Below are 15,271 nucleotides of genomic sequence, written 5' to 3' on the forward strand. Positions count from 1 at the left end.
GCGACCGCGAAGTCCGTCCACACCGAGACGTGTTCGTGACACGCGCCCGGAGCCGGTCACTCCGCGGTCAGCCGGTCCAACGCCGCGACCTGTCCCGCGACGACCATCGACCGCGCCTCGTCGATCGGGACCCAGCGTGCGTCGTCGACCTCCGGCACCTCGACGAACCGTCCGGAGCCCCGCGGCAGCTCGATCCGCGCCGTGTTCGACCGCACCCGATCGACCGAGAAGCCCGGGGCGTCGACCGCGAACACCCGCACGCGCTTGCCGGACGCCTGCCGCACCTCGCCGAGGTCGGTCACCGGTCCGTCCGGTGCGGCGACCCCGATCTCCTCGGCGAACTCGCGCCGTGCGGTGTCGAGCGGGTCCTCGTCCCCCTCGACGATCCCCTTCGGGATCGACCACGCGCGCGGGCGGTTCCGCCAGAACGGCCCGCCCATGTGCGCGATCCAGACCTGCACGCCGGCGTCGTCGGCCCGGTACAGCAGGAGTCCAGCGCTCAACACCACAGCGCGAGGCTACACAGCGGGCAACGGGAGTAGTTTGCAGCGCAAGGAGCGCCATGGCGACGCCCCCGGAGGACCCCGGACGAGGAGGTCGATCGGGATGGACGAACGGTGGACGACGGTCACACTGGCCGCCGACGCGGCGAAGCCGCGCGAGGAAGCCCTGCACTGGGTCACGTCCCGGGTCGGCACGGGCATCGAACGCATCCGGGTCATCGGCGTGGACCCGGCGATCGAAGGGCGCACCGGTCCGGACGGCAAGCGCGTGGCCGACGCCCTGGCGGACGCTGCCCGCAGCGCGATGCCCGACGTCCGGGTCGAGGTGCGTCGACACGCCGGGCCCTTCGCCGCGGCACTCGTCGAGGAGTCGGACGGTGGCGACCTGCTCGTCGTCGGGACCTTCCGCGGCCGGCGCGGTTCGACGGCGGGTGGGGACCCGGCCCGGGTCGCCGAACGTGCAGCGGTGCCGACGGTCGTCGTGCCGGAGGGACCGCACCCGATCGACGGCGACGTCGTCCTCGCGGTCGAGGAGCCGATCGACGAACGCGCCCTCGCGATCGCCGTCGACGAGGCGCACCGACTCCACCGTCGCGTGACGCTCCTGCGTGCCTGGGAGATGCCGGTGCTGACCCGCACGGGCCTCACGGACTTCGCCGAGGACCCGATGCGGTGGCGCACCAGGAACGCCGAGCTGCTGCAGCGGGTCACGACGGACCTGACCGCTCGGTACCCCGGCGTCCGGTTCCACCCGCTGCTCGTCGAGGGGCACCCGGGGCACGCGATCGCCGCGCACACCCGCCGCGCCTCGCTCGTCGTGCTCGGCCTCGGGCACGTGACGGCGTTCTCGGGGTCGGTGCTGCACGACGTCCTGCGGGAGACCGCGTCGCCGGTGTGCGTGGTCCCGCGGGCGGCGCACGGCGCACACGACGCCGGCAGCGCGGAGGTCCCCGCCGCGACCGGTCAGCCGGCGAGGTCGCGCGCGGCGGCGGCCACGCGCTTCGTGAGGTAGGCGACGCCCCGCGTGTTCGGGTGCAGGGCGCCCGGCTCGAGGTCGATCCGCCGCAGGTCGCCGGTGCCGTCGAGCGAGACGCCCGACACGTAGGGCTTCTTCGTCGCGCACGCCGAGTGCGCCTGGGTGGACGAGAACACGTCCACGAACCGGACCCCGGCCGCCCGTGCCGCCGACGCCGAGACGTCGTTCAGCGCCTCCTGCACCCCGTGCAGGTACCGCACGTCGGTGTTCGTGAACGGGTACGAGTTCGTCGGGAAGGACCCCGCGAGCGTCCCGAGGTCGAGGGCGGACCGGAAGCAGCCGCCCTTCGGCGTGTGGTCGGCGTCCGGGAAGATCGCCGGGTACCCGAGGAAGAGGATCGTCGCGTTCGGCGCGGCTTCCTTGACCGTGGCGAGGGTGTCGGCGATGCCGAGGGCGACGCGGGACTCGATCTTCGTGCCGAGCAGGTCCTCGCCGTCGGTCACGAGCGTGCTCCGGCAGGACGGTGCGTCGCGTCCGGAGAACACCGGGCCCTTCGCCGAGAGCGCGAGGCAGGACGCCGCCGTGCCGAAGAGGTCGGCGTCGTTCCCGCCGATCGTCAGCGTCACCAGGCGGGTGCGTTCGGACAGCGACCGGATCTGCGGGGGCACACCCTTGAACTGGAAGCCGCTCGTGACGTCGTCGCTCGTGGCGCCGCCGCACGTGACGTCGGTGAGGGCGAGCCCGAAGCGCGCGGCGATGCGGTGCGGGTAGTCCTGGGCGGACTGCCCGCACGCACTCGTCGGCAGGTGCGTCGGGTCGGACAGCCCGTACCCCGCGGAGTACGAGTCGCCGAGCGCGACGTACTCGCTGCCCGGCGGGATGTCCGCGAGCGTCTCCGCCGGCACACCGGTCACCGGGTAGGGCTGCGGGACCGGCCACATCGGTGCAGCCGACGCCGCACCACCACCCGCGACCGATCCGGCGAGCACGACGAAGGCCGCCACCACGGCGAGCAGCGTCGAGCGGACGGAGCGGAGCAGGTTCGGCCTCCAGGGACGGGTCGGACGGACCAGGCTAACCGGTCGACCCGGCTGCCGCGGTCAGCGACCGACCGGGCGCCGCGGTCAGCGACGACCCAGGCGCCGCTCTCCCCCGCTGCCGGTGCGGTACTCGAGCCCGTAGTGCTGGTAGACCTCCGGTTCGAGCGACGCGTCGAGCTCGCCGTCGGTCGCGATCGTCGGCGCGGCCTTGATGGTCTTCTTCGGGTACGCGACACGCAGGTGCTTCGGCGCGACGAGGGCTCCGGTCAGGGGCACGAACAGGAGCTTCTGGAAGCCGACCATCCCCGTGGTCACCGCGCCGAAGGCGGGCTCGGACGTCGCGGTGTCGTAGTAGATGCTCTCGAGCGTCCCGACCTTGTCGTCCGCCTCGTCGACGACCGGCAGGCCGATCCAGTCCCGGATGTTCGCGGCTTCGAACACGTGCGCCTCCTCGCGAGCACCCGGCGCGTCCGGGTCGCTCTCCGTCGACGCTACCGGGCCGCGGACGGGTCGGTCACGCCGAGCGAGTCCACCGCGGCGAGCACGTCGTCGGGCCCGATGGCGAGCAGCGCGGGGTCCGGGTCCTCGGCGAAGACGTCGCCGCGCCGCACCGAGGCGTCGGTGAGGACGACGTGCGGACCGGAGGCCGGAGGCCCCCACGCCTCCGGCGGCGCCGGACCGAAGACGACCACCGACGGGACGCCGTAGGCGGACGCGAGGTGCGCGGCGCCGGTGTCGACCGTCACGACGAGCCGTGCGGCCGCGATCACGCCCGCGAAGTCCTGCAGTGCGAGCACGCCGGCCAGGACCGCCCCCGGCGCCAGCCCGGCCGCCTGCGCGACGGCGGCGGCGCGCTCGACGTCGTCCGCGCCTCCCGTCAGCACCACGTCGAGGCCGCGCTCACGCAGTCCGCGCACCACGGCGGCGAAGCGGTCCGTCGGCCAGTGCCGCGCACCGTGGAACGCGCCGACGTGCACCACCGCGGCACCCTCGGCGACCGGCCGCGCGTCGGGACGGGCGATCGCGACGTCGTCGGGGTCGGCTTCGATCCCGTGCCACCGGAGCAGCTCGGCCCAGCGGTCGCGCTCGTGCACCGCGTCGGGCCACTCCGGTCCGTCGAAACCGTTCGTGGGGTCGGCGTGGCCGATCACCCGACGGGCACCGAGCGCGGCGACGAGGTCGGACGACTCCGGCCCGGCGCCGTGCAGGTTCACGGCCACGTCGACCGCGCCCGCGGGTGCGCCAATCGGGTGGTCCAGACCGTGCTGGGCGAGGTGCACGTCGACGTCGGGCACGAGCTCCACGACGGGCGCCAGCCAGGCCGTCGTCGCGAGCGAGATCCGGTGGTCCGGGAAGGCGCGGCGCAGCGCGTGCAGTGCGGGCACGGCGACGAGCAGGTCGCCGAGCTTGATGGCGCGGAGCACGAGCAGCTCGGGGCGCCCGTCGGACGGGGGCAGGGTGTCGTCGGCGGTCACCGCGCCGACGGTAGACGAACACCCCCGCCCGCCCGTCCGGGAACGCGTTCCGCGGCTGTTCCTGAACCCGTCACCGGCCCGCGGTCGGTACGTCAGGAGCATGGCCCTCGCTCCGGACCGCACCGTGCGCGGTCTCCTCTTCGACCGGGACGACACGCTCGTCATCGACGTCCCGTACAACGCCGACCCGCACCGGGTGGTGCCCGTCCCCGGCGCGCGTCGAGCGGTGGCACGTGCCCGTGCCGCCGGGCTGGCGCTCGGGGTCGTCACGAACCAGTCGGTGATCGCGAAGGGGATGGCGACGCGCGAGCAGGTCGACGCCACGAACGCCCGGGTGGACGAACTCGTCGGACCCTTCGACGTGTGGTGCGTCTGCCCGCACGACGCCGACGACGACTGCGTGTGCCGGAAGCCGCGGCCCGGGATGGTCCTCGACGCGGCCGGACGACTCGGCCTCGACCCGTCCGAGCTCGTGGTCGTCGGCGACATCGGCGCGGATGTCGCCGCCGCTCTGGCCGCGGGCGCCCAGCCAGTCCTGGTCCCGACACCGCGCACCCGGCAGGAGGAGGTCGACGCCGCGCCGACGGTCGCGGCGACGTTCGAGGACGCCGTGGCGCTCGTCCTCGACCACGTGCGGGCGGTGCGGTCGTGAGAACCGGACCCCGGGTCCTCGTCGTCCGGCTCGACTCGTTCGGCGACGTCCTCGTCGCCGGGCCCGCCGTCCGGGCCGTGGCCGCCGGCGCGTCCCACGTGACGATGCTGTGCGGGCCGCAGGGTGCGCCCGCCGCGGACCTGCTGCCCGGCGTGGACCGGGTCCGGGTCTGGGCGGCGCCGTGGGTCACCGAGACCGCCCGCCCGATCGACGACGCACTGCTCGCCGACTTCCGCGCCCTGGTCGCCGAGGAGGCGCCGGACGAGGCCGTGGTCCTCACGTCGTTCCACCAGTCGCCGTTGCCGGTCGCGCTGCTGCTCCGCCTCGCGGGCGTCCGTCGCGTCTCCGGCGCGAGCGTCGACCACCCCGGTTCACTGCTCGACGTGCGGCTTCGACCCGGCGAGGACCTCCCCGAGGACGTCCCGGAACCCGAGCGCGCCCTCCGCATCGCCGAGGCCGCCGGGTTCCGACTGCCGTCGGGTGCGTCCAGGAGGCTCGGCGTGCGTCTCGACGTCGCCCCGCCTGCCGAGGTGGCCGGGCTGGGCCGGTACGTGGTCGTGCACCCCGGCGCGAGCGTCCCGGCCCGCGCCTGGCCGGAGGACCGTCACCGGGCCCTCGTCGCCGCGTACGCGGCGCAGGGCACCGCCGTCGTCGTCACCGGCTCGCCGGGCGAGCGCGCCCTGACGGCGCGGGTCGCCGGCGACACCGCGATCGACCTCGGCGGACGCACCACGCCGGCCGAGCTCGCGGCGGTCCTGGCCGGTGCCGAGGTCGTCGTCGTGGGCAACACGGGGCCGGCGCACCTCGCCGCAGCGGTGGGCGTGCCGATCGTCAGCCTGTTCTCGCCGGTGGTCCCGGCGGTCAAGTGGGCGCCGGACGCACCGCTCGTCGAACTGCTCGGCGACCAGGGGGCTCCGTGTCGCCTCAGCCGAGCCCGAGCGTGCCCGGTGCCGGGGCACCCGTGCCTGTCCTCCGTGCGCATCGAGGACGTCCTCGAAGCGCACCGGAGGCTGCTCGACCGCGCTTCCCGGATGGTCCGGAGAAGTCTGCGGAGCACGCCAGAAGGTGCTGCGTAGCTTCCGCACTGCTCCTCCTCCTCTTCTCCTCATCCCGACCGGAAGGCCCCGCATGCGGATCCTCGTGTGGCACGTGCACGGCGGCTGGATGGACGCCTTCGTCCGCGGCCAGCACGAGTACCTCGTCCCGACCACGCCCGCCCGGGACGCCTGGGGGCTCGGCCGTGCCGACCGCGCCTGGCCGGCCTCCGTCGTCGAGATCGACCCGGCCGACGTCGCCGACGCCGAGGTCGACGTCGTGGTGCTGCAGCGGCCCGAGGAACTCGACGAGGCGCGCCGGCTGCTCGGCGGGCGCGAGGTCCCGATGGTGTTCGTCGAGCACAACGCACCCCGTGTGGACGTGCCGAACAGCCGCCACCCGCTGCGGGACCGCGACGACGTCACCATCGCCCACGTCACGCACTGGAACGCGCTCATGTGGGACTGCGGCTCGACGCGGACCACGGTCGTCGAGCACGGCGTCGTCGACCCCGGGCCCCGGTACACCGGCACGCTCGACCGACTCGGCGTCGTCATCAACGAACCCGTGCGCCGCAGCCGCGTCGTCGGGACCGACCTGCTCCCCCGCTTCGCCGCGGTCGCGCCGGTCGACGTCTGGGGCATGGGCACCGAGCGCCTGCCCGAACTCGACTTCGGCGACCGTGTGGTCGCCCGCGGCGACGTGCCCGCCGACCCGATGCACGCCGCCCTCGCCGAGCGCCGGGCGTACGTGCACCCGAACCGGTGGACGTCCCTCGGCCTGTCGCTCATCGAGGCGATGCACCTGGCGATGCCGGTCCTGGTCCTGGCGACGACGGACGCGGCCCGCACGGTCCCGGCCGAGGCGGGCGCGATCGCGACGGACGTCGAGGAGCTGGTCCGCGCCTCCAGGACCCTGCTCGAGGACCCGGACGAAGCGCGCCGACGGGGTGCCGTCGCCCGCGAGGCCGCGCTCGCGCGGCATGCACTCGGCCGCTTCACCGCGGACTGGGACGACCTGCTCGACGACGCCGTGACGCGCGCCGTGACGCGGAACCGCACGGCCTCCGCCGCGCTGGAAGGGAGTGCGCGATGAGGATCGCGATGGTGTCCGAGCACGCGAGTCCGCTCGCGGTCCTCGGCGGGGTCGACGCCGGCGGGCAGAACGTGCACGTCGCCGAACTGTCGGGCGCGCTCGCGGACCGCGGGCACCGGGTGACGGTGTACACGCGACGCGACGACACCGACCAGCCCGTGCGCGTCCTGCTCCGCCCCGGCGTCGAGGTCGTGCACGTCGATGCCGGGCCCGCGCGGGCGGTCCCGAAGGACGACCTCTTCCCGTACATGGGGACCTTCGCGTCGGTGCTCGCCGCGGAGTGGTTCGTCGACCGGCCCGACGTCGTGCACGCGCACTTCTGGATGTCCGGGCACGCGGCCCTCGAAGCCGTCGCCCAGGTCCAGGCGCGCACCGGCGGCGTCCGCATCCCGGTCGTCCAGACCTTCCACGCGCTCGGGGCCGTGAAGCGCCGACACCAGGGCGCTGCCGACACGAGCCCGGCCGAGCGCGAGTGGCTCGAGCCCGCGGTGGGCCGCAGCGCCGACCAGGTCGTGGCGACGTGCTCGGACGAGGCGTTCGAGCTGAAGGCGCTCGGTGTCCCGCTGCACCGCATCTCCGTGGTGCCCTGCGGCGTCGACGTGTCGCTGTTCCGACCCGAGGGCGCCGGTCTCCCCGTGGAGGAGCGCGGCCGTGCCGCCCGGATCCTCACGGCGTCGCGGCTCGTCCGGCGCAAGGGCGTCGGGACCACCATCGCCGCACTCGCCGCGCTCGTGCACGAGGGTCGCGATGTCGAACTCGTCGTCGTCGGCGGTGCCGGGGTCGCCGGCGCCGACCTCCCGGACGACCCGGAGTACCAGCGCCTCGACGCGCTCGCGCGGTCCCTCGGCGTCCGCGACCACGTCACCTTCCGGGGCCAGCTCGGACAGCACGACATGCCGGCGGTCTACCGCAGCGCGGACGTCGTCGTCTGCGCGCCCTGGTACGAGCCGTTCGGGATCGTCCCGCTCGAGGCGATGGCGTGCGGACGCCCGGTCGTCGCGTCGAGCGTCGGGGGGCTGATCGACACCGTCGTCGAGGACGCCACCGGGCTGCACGTGCCCCCGCGCGACGAGCACGCCGTCGCCGCGGCCGTCGGCGGTCTGCTCGACGACCCCGACCGACGGGCGCAGTACGGACGGGCCGGCCGCGAGCGTGCCGAGTCGCGCTACACGTGGCAGAAGGTCGCTGCGGACAGCGAGCGGGTCTACGAGCGGCTGCTCGCCGGCAGCCGGTCGGTCGCCGCCCCCGTCCCCGACGCCCTCGCCCCCGACGCCCTCGCCCCGATCGACACCGAGACCCGCGGTCCACGGGCCGGACGGACCGCCCGCTCCACCCTGTCCACCGAGAGGACGGCACGATGACCATCGACCAACGCACGGGGACCGTCGACGAGCGCACCAGCGCCAGTGCGCGGATCGTGCTCGACCACGTGGCGGCCTCGGTCCCCGTGGTCGCGTCGCTCGTCGACCACGGCGACCACATCGGTGCCTGGGCGGACGACATCGCCGCGCGGCTCGTCGCCGGACGCCGGTTGCTCGCCGCGGGCAACGGCGGGTCGGCGGCCGAGGCGCAGCACCTCACGTCCGAGCTGACCGGTCGCTTCGACGGGGACCGCCCGGCGTACTCGGCAATCTCCCTGCACGCCGAGTCCTCCGCCGTGACGGCCATCGGGAACGACTACGGCTTCGACGAGGTCTTCGCCCGACAGGTCTCGGCGCACGCACGGGCCGGCGACGTCCTCGTCCTGCTGAGCACGAGCGGCCGCAGCCCGAACCTGCTCCGCGCCGCCGAGGCCGCCCGCGCCGTCGGGGCCCGGACGATCGCGATGACCGGGCCGCGGCCGAACCCGCTCGCCGAGGCGGTCGACGATGCGATCTGCATCGACGGGCCCTCCGCGAACGTGCAGGAGGCGCAGCTCGTCCTCGTGCACGCACTGTGCCGGGCGATGGAACCGGCGCTCCGCCGCGGGGCACGGCGATGACCGGGCCGCACGGGAACCCCACCGTGCCGCGCGGGAACCCCACCGTGCCGCACGGGTCCGCGACCGCTCCGCGGCTCCGCATCGCCGTCGTCGGGGACACCCTGCTCGACGTCGACGTCTCCGGCACGAGCGAGCGCCTCAGCCCCGACGCGCCCGTGCCCGTCGTCGACGTCCGCACCGACGACCGCCGTGCCGGTGGCGCAGGCCTCGTGGCGACGATGCTCGCGCGCGACGGCCACGACGTGACCCTCGTCACCGTGCTCTCCGACGACTCCAGGGGACCGGAGATCCGCAGCCTGCTCCCGGACGTCACCGTCGTCGCGGGTCCGTCCGGAGCGCCCACGCCCGTGAAGACCCGCGTGCGCGTCGTCGACCACGCCCTCGTGCGGATCGACGAGGGGTGCGGCACCCCGCCCGTCCCGGACGTCACCGACGCGATGACCGCCGCCCTCGACGGGGTCGACGCCGTCGTCGTCGCCGACTACGGCCGCGGGGTCGCCGCCGCCCCGACCATGCGGGAGGCCCTCGCCCGGGCGGCCCGGAGCACCCCCGTCGTCTGGGACCCGCACCCGAAGGGCGCCACTCCGGTCGCCGGAGTCGCGGTCGTGACCCCGAACTCCGCCGAGGCGCGCCGGTTCACCGCCGACGCGGTCGTGGCACCCCACGCGGGCGCGGGCAGCGCCGGCAGCGCGGACGTCACCTTCGCCACTGCGGCAGCGGCCCACCTGGTCGCAACGTGGCGCGTCGACGCCGTCGCCGTGACGCTCGGCGACCGCGGCGCGCTCGTCGCGAGCAGCAGGGACGGCAACCGCTTCGTCCCGGCACCCTCCGTCACCGCGGGCGATCCCTGCGGCGCGGGCGACCGTCTCGCCGCCGGTGTGGCCGTCGCCCTCGCCTCGGGAGCCGACGTCGCCGAAGCCCTCACCGCCGGGGTGACCGCGGCCTCCGAGTACCTCGCCGCGGGTGGCGTCACGGCGCTCTTCGCCCAGGAGGGTCCGGCCCCCGTGCGCGTCCCCGGCGCCGACCGCGACGCGATGCGCCTCGTGCACGACGTGCGGAACGCGGGCGGGACCGTGGTCGCCACCGGTGGCTGCTTCGACCTCCTGCACGCCGGGCACGCCCGCACGCTCTCGGCAGCCCGGGCGCTCGGGGACTGCCTGGTGGTCTGCCTGAACTCCGACGACTCGGTCCGGGCGCTCAAGGGCCCCGACCGGCCGATCATGGGCCAGGACGACCGCGTCGAGCTGCTCCTCGCGCTGGACTGCGTCGACGCCGTCGTGGTCTTCGACGAGCACACGCCCGACGAGGCCCTGCGCCGCTTCCGTCCGGACGTCTGGGCGAAGGGCGGCGACTACACCGAGGCCGAGCTCCCGGAGTCGCACACCCTCGCCGAGTGGGGCGGCCGCGTCGTGACGGTCCCGTTCCACCCCGGCCGGTCGACCACGCGACTCGCGGCGGCCCTCGAACACGTCGGCTGAGCCGGCACGCCCCACCACCCCACCACGGAAGGAAGTCCATGCCCGTCCCCACCACCCCCATCGGCCGTGTCCTCGTCACCGGCGGCGCCTCCGGCCTCGGGGCCGCCGTCGTCGCCGCGGTCACCGAGGCCGGCGGCACGCCGATCGTCCTCGACCTCCGGATCGATGCCGTCCCGGACAGCCTCGACGCCGTCGCGGTCGACGTCACCGACACCGAGGCGACCGAGCGAGCCGTGCGCGAGGCAGCGGAGCGGCACGGCGGCCTCGACGCCGTCGTGACCGCGGCGGGGATCGACAAGCCCGCACCGATCGGCGGCATCTCGTCCGGCGACTGGGAGCGGATCGTCGCCGTCAACCTGCTCGGCACGGCGGCCGTCGTCCGTGCGGCGCTGCCCGCGCTCGAGGCGTCGCACGGTCGGGTCGTCACGGTCTCCTCGTCGCTCGCCCTCCGCGGCGTCGGGGACGGCACCGCCTACTCGGCGTCGAAGTTCGGCGTCCGCGGGTTCTCGCAGGCCCTCGCCGCCGAGACCGGCGGCAGCGTCGGCGTCACGAACGTGATCCCGGCGGGCATGCGGACGAACTTCTTCGCCGACCGCACGGAGCAGTACAAGCCCGGGCCGGACGCGCAGCTCATCGAGCCGGAGTACGTCGCGAACGCGATCCTGTTCGCGCTCGCGCAGCCGGCCGGCTGCGAGATCCGCGAGCTGTCGATCATGCCGGCGACGGAGCCGAGCTGGCCGTAGACGCGACCGTCTGACGGACGGGAGGCGCGGTGCGGGCCCGCACCGCGCCTCCAGTCACGTGGTGCGGAGCAGGTCCGCGACGTCGTCGAGCACGGCCTGCGGCTCGACCTCGTCGACGTAGGACGGGTCGTGCGCGCAGCGCTCGGCCGTCCACCCGACCTGCGTCACGTCGACCCCGCACACCGGGCACCGCGTCACGTACGAGAGGTGGACGCGGTGCCGACCGCGGTCGAACGGACCGGCGTTCACCACGTTGCCGAACCAGAACACGCCCACCGTCGGGGTGCCCACGGCCACGGCGAGGTGCCGCGGGCCGGAGTCGTCGCCGACCATGACGTCCGCCGCCGCGAGGACCGCCGGAAGGTCGGTGAGCGGGAGCGCGCCGGTGCGGTCGTGCACGCGGTCCGCGGTGTCGGCGGGCAGCGCGGCCCGGATCGCTGCCGCCGCGGGCACGTCCGTGGCGTCACCGACGAGGAAGACGTCGTCACCGGCGGCGAGCCGAGCCCGGGCGACCGCGGCGAACCGGTCCGGGCTCCAGCGGCGCCGCGGATCGGTGGCCCCCGGGTGGATCACGACGAGCCGCCCGCTGCGGTCCGACGCGGTGCGGACGCCGAGCCGGTCGCGGACCGCCACGCGCTCCTCGTCGGAGACGCGCACGCGGGGGTCGAGGGTCACCGGTGCGGCACCGGCGAGCGAGACGACCTCGAGGGCCCGGAGGACCTCGTGCTGGTAGTAGACGTAGCGGACCCAGCGCTCTGTGACCTCGGCGTCCTCGGTGGCGGTGCCGACCGTGTGCCGGGCGCCGAGCCGGAGGAGGAACGGGTTCGAGTTCCGTCCGCCCCCGTGCAGCTGCACGGCGAGGTCGAAGCGCCCGGCGAGCCGCGACTCGAAGTCCGCGAGGGTCGGGGCACCCTCGCCGGAGTCCCGGACGCCCGGGACGACCGGCAGCTCCTCGAACGCGTGCACGGCGTCGGTCCGGCCGCGCAGCACCGCCGGGGCAGTCGGCGTGCCGAGCAGGGTGATGCGCGCGTCGGGGTACGCCGCTGCCAGGGCCTCGAGCGCCGGCACCGCGAAGAGCAGGTCGCCGAGGCCCCCGCCCCGGAGCACCCCGATCTCGCGGACGTCGTCGAACCGTTCTCCACCGTTGCCGATCAGTTGCACCCGTCCCGTCTACCGACCGGGGGCCGCCCGGACGTCCAGCAGCGGGCTCGGATGGACGAGAAACGCGATGCCGTGGGCGTGCCCAGCTTCCCGCGAGGACCGTCGGACCCCCGCCCGTCCCCCGGAAGGACACCATGACGATCGCTCCCCCCGCTACCGATGACATCGTGGTGGCCGACCCCGCCACCGGGACCCTCGCCTCGACGGTGCGCCGCGCCTCCGAGGAGGAGGTCCGCACCGCCGTCGCCCGTGCCCGCGCCGCGGCCCCGATGTGGGCCCGGACCGCACCGGCGGAGCGGGGTGCCCTGCTGCACCGCGCTGCCGAGCACGTCCGCGCGCACGCCCAGGAGCTGGCTGATCTGAACACCCGGGAGACCGGCAAGGTCCCCGGCGACGCGCTCGGCGGGGTCGAGGCCGGGGTCGGGACGCTCGTGCAGTACGCCGAGCTCGGACCCGTGCACCGCGGCGAGGCCCTGCGCGGCGCGTTCGGCGCTGCCGACTGGTCGGTGCCGCACCCCCGCGGCGTGGTGCTCGCGCTGACCCCGTGGAACGACCCGGTCGCCGTGGCGTGCGGGATCCTCGGCGCCGCGATCGTCACCGGCAACACGGTCGTGCACAAGGGCAGCGAGCGCTCCCCCGTGACGATCGCCCGGCTGAACGCCCTGCTCGCCGAGGTCCTGCCGGACGGCGTCCTCGTCGGGGTGGACGGCGACGGCGCGACGGGTGAACTGCTCCTCGCGCAGGACGGCATCGACGTGTACGCGCACGTGGGCTCCACCGCGACCGGAGACCGGCTCTCCGAGGCTGCGGTGCGGACCCGTGCCCACGTCGTCCGGGAGAACGGCGGGAACGACGCGGTCGTCGTGGACGCCGACGTCGACCCGGTGTGGGCCGCGGCCCAGGTCGCCCTCGGCGCCTTCGCGAACACCGGCCAGATCTGCACGAGCGTCGAGCGGGTCTACGTGCACCGCGCGGTCGCCGAGCCGTTCGTGACCGCACTCGTCGCCGAGGCCGAGCGGCGCACGTCGGCCCCGGCCGCGGAGTACGGGCCGCTCGTCGACGACCGGCTCCGGCGCACCGTGCAGTCGCACGTCGACGACGCGCTGCAGCGTGGGGCGTCGGCGCGCACCGGCGGGGCCACACCGGACGGCCCGGGCGCCTTCTACCCCGCGACCGTGCTCACCGGTGTCACCGACGACATGCTCGTCATGACCGAGGAGACCTTCGGGCCGATCGCCCCAGTGCGCGTCGTCGAGGACTTCGACGAGGGCCTGCGGCTCGCGGCGGCCGACCGCTACGGCCTCGCGGCGACGGTGCTCACGAACGACACCGGACACGCCCTGCGTGCGGCCGCGGAACTCCCCGTCGGCACGGTGAAGGTGAACGCCGTCTTCGGCGGGGCCCCGGGTGGCAGCGCGCAGCCCCGGGGTGCCTCCGGTGCCGGGTTCGGGTACGGCCCGCACCTGCTCGACGAGCTCACCACCACGACGGTCGTGCACCTCGAGGCCGCCCCGACGGCCGGGGGTGACCGGTGAGCGTCGACGTCCGGCTCGTCCGGGACCTCGTCGCCACGGTCGACGACCGCGAGCCGCTCGTCGTCGTCATCGGCGACTGCATCCTCGACCGCTGGACCGTCGGCGAGGCGGAACGGGTCTCGCGCGAGGCCCCGGCCCCGGTGGTCCGCGTGACGGAGACCGTTGCAGTCCCGGGTGGCGCGGCGAACACCGCGGTGAACGCCCGCGCACTCGGCGCCCGCGTCCGGATGGTCGGGCTGCTCGGTGACGACGAGGCCGGCGCCGTGCTCCGCGAACGCCTCGACGCCGCCGGGGTGGACACGTCCTGCATGGTCGTCGTCCCCGGCACCCGCACCACGACGAAGTCGCGGGTCGTCGGCGGCGACCGGGTCGTCGTCCGCGTCGACGAGATCGCCGCGGAGCCCACCGCCGAGCACGGCGTCCGGCTGGCCGAGGCCGTCGCCCGTGCGCTGCGGTGCACCGACGCCGCAGTCGTCTGCGACTACGGCCTCGGGGTGGACCCGGCCGACGTCGTCCCCGTGCTCGACGCCGATCGTCCCACCGCGGTCGTCGTCGACGCGCACGACCTCACCCGCTGGGCGGCGCTCCGGCCCGACCTCGTGACGCCCAACGCCGGCGAGGCGGCCGCCCTGCTCGGTGCGCCGCTCGGGACCGGCCCGGACCGGGCGTCCGCGATCGTCGATGCCCGGCACGAGGTGCTCCGACGGACCGGCGCACGTGCGGCGGTCGTGACGCTGGACCGCGACGGCACGGTCCTGGTCGAGCACGGTTCCGACGGTGGCTTCCGGACGCGGGCGGTCCCCGCGTCGGAGCAGCAGGCCTCGGGTGCCGGCGACACCTTCTGCGCCGCTGCCACGGTGGCGCTCGCCGTGCACGCCCCGCTCCGCGACGCCGTGTCGGTCGCCCAGGCGGCAGCCGACGTGGTCGTCCGCGAGGCCGGCACCTCGGTGTGCTCGGCCGCGGCGCTGCTGGAGTCGGTGACCGCGCCGGCCGCGACCGTCGTCGACCACGACGAGCTCGCCGCCGCGGTGGATGCCGCGCGCGAGGCCGGACGACGGATCGTGTTCACGAACGGCTGCTTCGACGTGGTCCACCGCGGACACACGACCTACCTCCGGCAGGCCCGGGACCTCGGCGACCTGCTCGTCGTCGCACTGAACGACGACGACTCCGTCCGGCGCCTGAAGGGTCCGGAGCGGCCGATCAACCCGGCCGAGGACCGGGCCGGTGTCCTCGCCGCCCTCGCGTGCGTCGACCTGGTGACGGTCTTCGCCACCGACACCCCGATCCCGCTCATCGAACGGCTGCACCCCGAGGTCTACGTCAAGGGCGGCGACTACTCCCCCGAGATGCTGCGCGAGACCGCGGTGGTGCAGGGCTACGGCGGCGAGGTCGTCATGGTCGACTACGTGCCCGAGCACTCCACGACCGCCGTCGTCCGACGGATCCGCGAGGCGGCCGCGGCGACCGAGGCCGCACGGACGGACCCCGAGGCCACACCGTGACCCGTCAGGGGGAAGTCATACCGCGGTAGGGGGTGGTCGAGACCCGCGCGGGATGGCAGCCGGTCGCACGCTCCGTAGCGTCGAACCCGTCG

15 protein-coding genes are annotated in these 15,271 nt (G+C 75.2%); 10 read left to right on the forward strand and 5 right to left on the reverse strand.

Annotation, left to right across the window (positions count from 1 at the left end; translation table 11 throughout):
• Positions 1-56 precede the first annotated feature (56 nt).
• The gene (locus BM028_RS13770; protein ID WP_092387156.1) at positions 57-509 is read right to left on the reverse strand and encodes an NUDIX hydrolase; all 453 of its coding nucleotides are present in this window, start codon (positions 507-509) and stop codon (positions 57-59) included.
• Between the two features lie 97 nt (positions 510-606).
• Here BM028_RS13770 and BM028_RS13775 point away from each other — a divergent pair, with 97 nt between their 5' ends.
• Positions 607-1,515 carry a universal stress protein gene (locus tag BM028_RS13775; RefSeq protein ID WP_175496081.1) on the forward strand — a complete coding sequence of 303 codons (909 nt, stop codon included), beginning with the start codon at positions 607-609 and terminating at the stop codon, positions 1,513-1,515.
• Here the strand turns inward: BM028_RS13775 and BM028_RS13780 are convergent.
• From BM028_RS13780 to BM028_RS13790, 3 genes are all read right to left on the reverse strand, one after another.
• Complete coding sequence (locus BM028_RS13780; RefSeq protein ID WP_071294662.1) at positions 1,467-2,486, reverse strand: SGNH/GDSL hydrolase family protein; 1,020 nt, start codon at positions 2,484-2,486, stop codon at positions 1,467-1,469. The two genes, BM028_RS13775 and BM028_RS13780, sit on opposite strands and share 49 nt — an antisense overlap.
• Before the next feature lie 117 nt (positions 2,487-2,603).
• The gene (locus tag BM028_RS13785; protein ID WP_070418952.1) at positions 2,604-2,960 is read right to left on the reverse strand and encodes a PRC-barrel domain-containing protein; all 357 of its coding nucleotides are present in this window, start codon (positions 2,958-2,960) and stop codon (positions 2,604-2,606) included.
• Between the two features lie 50 nt (positions 2,961-3,010).
• Positions 3,011-3,994 carry a glycosyltransferase family 9 protein gene (locus BM028_RS13790; protein WP_092387159.1) on the reverse strand — a complete coding sequence of 328 codons (984 nt, stop codon included), beginning with the start codon at positions 3,992-3,994 and terminating at the stop codon, positions 3,011-3,013.
• Between the two features lie 100 nt (positions 3,995-4,094).
• Between BM028_RS13790 and BM028_RS13795 the strand changes: the two genes are divergently transcribed.
• The 7 genes from BM028_RS13795 to BM028_RS13825 are packed head-to-tail and all read left to right on the forward strand — an operon-like array spanning position 4,095 to position 10,978.
• Positions 4,095-4,646: an HAD-IIIA family hydrolase gene (locus BM028_RS13795; RefSeq protein WP_092387161.1), complete on the forward strand. Its 552-nt coding sequence runs from the start codon at positions 4,095-4,097 to the stop codon at positions 4,644-4,646.
• Complete coding sequence (locus BM028_RS13800) at positions 4,643-5,722, forward strand: glycosyltransferase family 9 protein (RefSeq protein WP_092387163.1); 1,080 nt, start codon at positions 4,643-4,645, stop codon at positions 5,720-5,722. The genes BM028_RS13795 and BM028_RS13800 overlap by 4 nt, the downstream gene beginning before the upstream one ends.
• Before the next feature lie 52 nt (positions 5,723-5,774).
• Positions 5,775-6,776, forward strand: a complete 1,002-nt coding sequence (locus BM028_RS13805; protein WP_092387165.1) for a glycosyltransferase — start codon at positions 5,775-5,777, stop codon at positions 6,774-6,776.
• A complete protein-coding gene (locus BM028_RS13810; protein ID WP_092387167.1) occupies positions 6,773-8,137 on the forward strand; it encodes a glycosyltransferase in 1,365 nt (454 codons plus the stop codon). Before BM028_RS13805 ends, BM028_RS13810 begins: the two co-directional genes overlap by 4 nt.
• Positions 8,134-8,757, forward strand: a complete 624-nt coding sequence (locus BM028_RS13815) for a D-sedoheptulose-7-phosphate isomerase (protein WP_071294657.1) — start codon at positions 8,134-8,136, stop codon at positions 8,755-8,757. The genes BM028_RS13810 and BM028_RS13815 overlap by 4 nt, the downstream gene beginning before the upstream one ends.
• Positions 8,754-10,235, forward strand: coding sequence for a PfkB family carbohydrate kinase (locus BM028_RS13820; protein WP_092387169.1), 1,482 nt, complete (start codon positions 8,754-8,756; stop codon positions 10,233-10,235). Before BM028_RS13815 ends, BM028_RS13820 begins: the two co-directional genes overlap by 4 nt.
• 38 nt (positions 10,236-10,273) lie before the next feature.
• Positions 10,274-10,978, forward strand: a complete 705-nt coding sequence (locus BM028_RS13825) for an SDR family oxidoreductase (protein WP_092387171.1) — start codon at positions 10,274-10,276, stop codon at positions 10,976-10,978.
• A gap of 54 nt (positions 10,979-11,032) precedes the next feature.
• Here the strand turns inward: BM028_RS13825 and BM028_RS13830 are convergent, their stop codons facing one another.
• Positions 11,033-12,139 (reverse strand): glycosyltransferase family 9 protein, encoded by a 1,107-nt coding sequence (locus BM028_RS13830; RefSeq protein WP_092387173.1) that lies wholly within the window; start codon positions 12,137-12,139, stop codon positions 11,033-11,035.
• A 134-nt stretch (positions 12,140-12,273) separates the two neighbouring features.
• On the opposite strand from BM028_RS13830, the gene BM028_RS13835 reads away from it, so the two are divergent.
• Both BM028_RS13835 and rfaE2 read left to right on the forward strand, forming a co-directional pair.
• Positions 12,274-13,674, forward strand: a complete 1,401-nt coding sequence (locus BM028_RS13835; protein WP_092387175.1) for an aldehyde dehydrogenase family protein — start codon at positions 12,274-12,276, stop codon at positions 13,672-13,674.
• Positions 13,671-15,179, forward strand: coding sequence for a D-glycero-beta-D-manno-heptose 1-phosphate adenylyltransferase (gene rfaE2, locus BM028_RS13840; protein WP_092387177.1), 1,509 nt, complete (start codon positions 13,671-13,673; stop codon positions 15,177-15,179). The genes BM028_RS13835 and rfaE2 overlap by 4 nt, the downstream gene beginning before the upstream one ends.
• Positions 15,180-15,271 lie beyond the last annotated feature (92 nt).

It is taken from the genome of Curtobacterium sp. YR515 (genome assembly GCF_900113095.1).
Taxonomy (GTDB): domain Bacteria; phylum Actinomycetota; class Actinomycetes; order Actinomycetales; family Microbacteriaceae; genus Curtobacterium.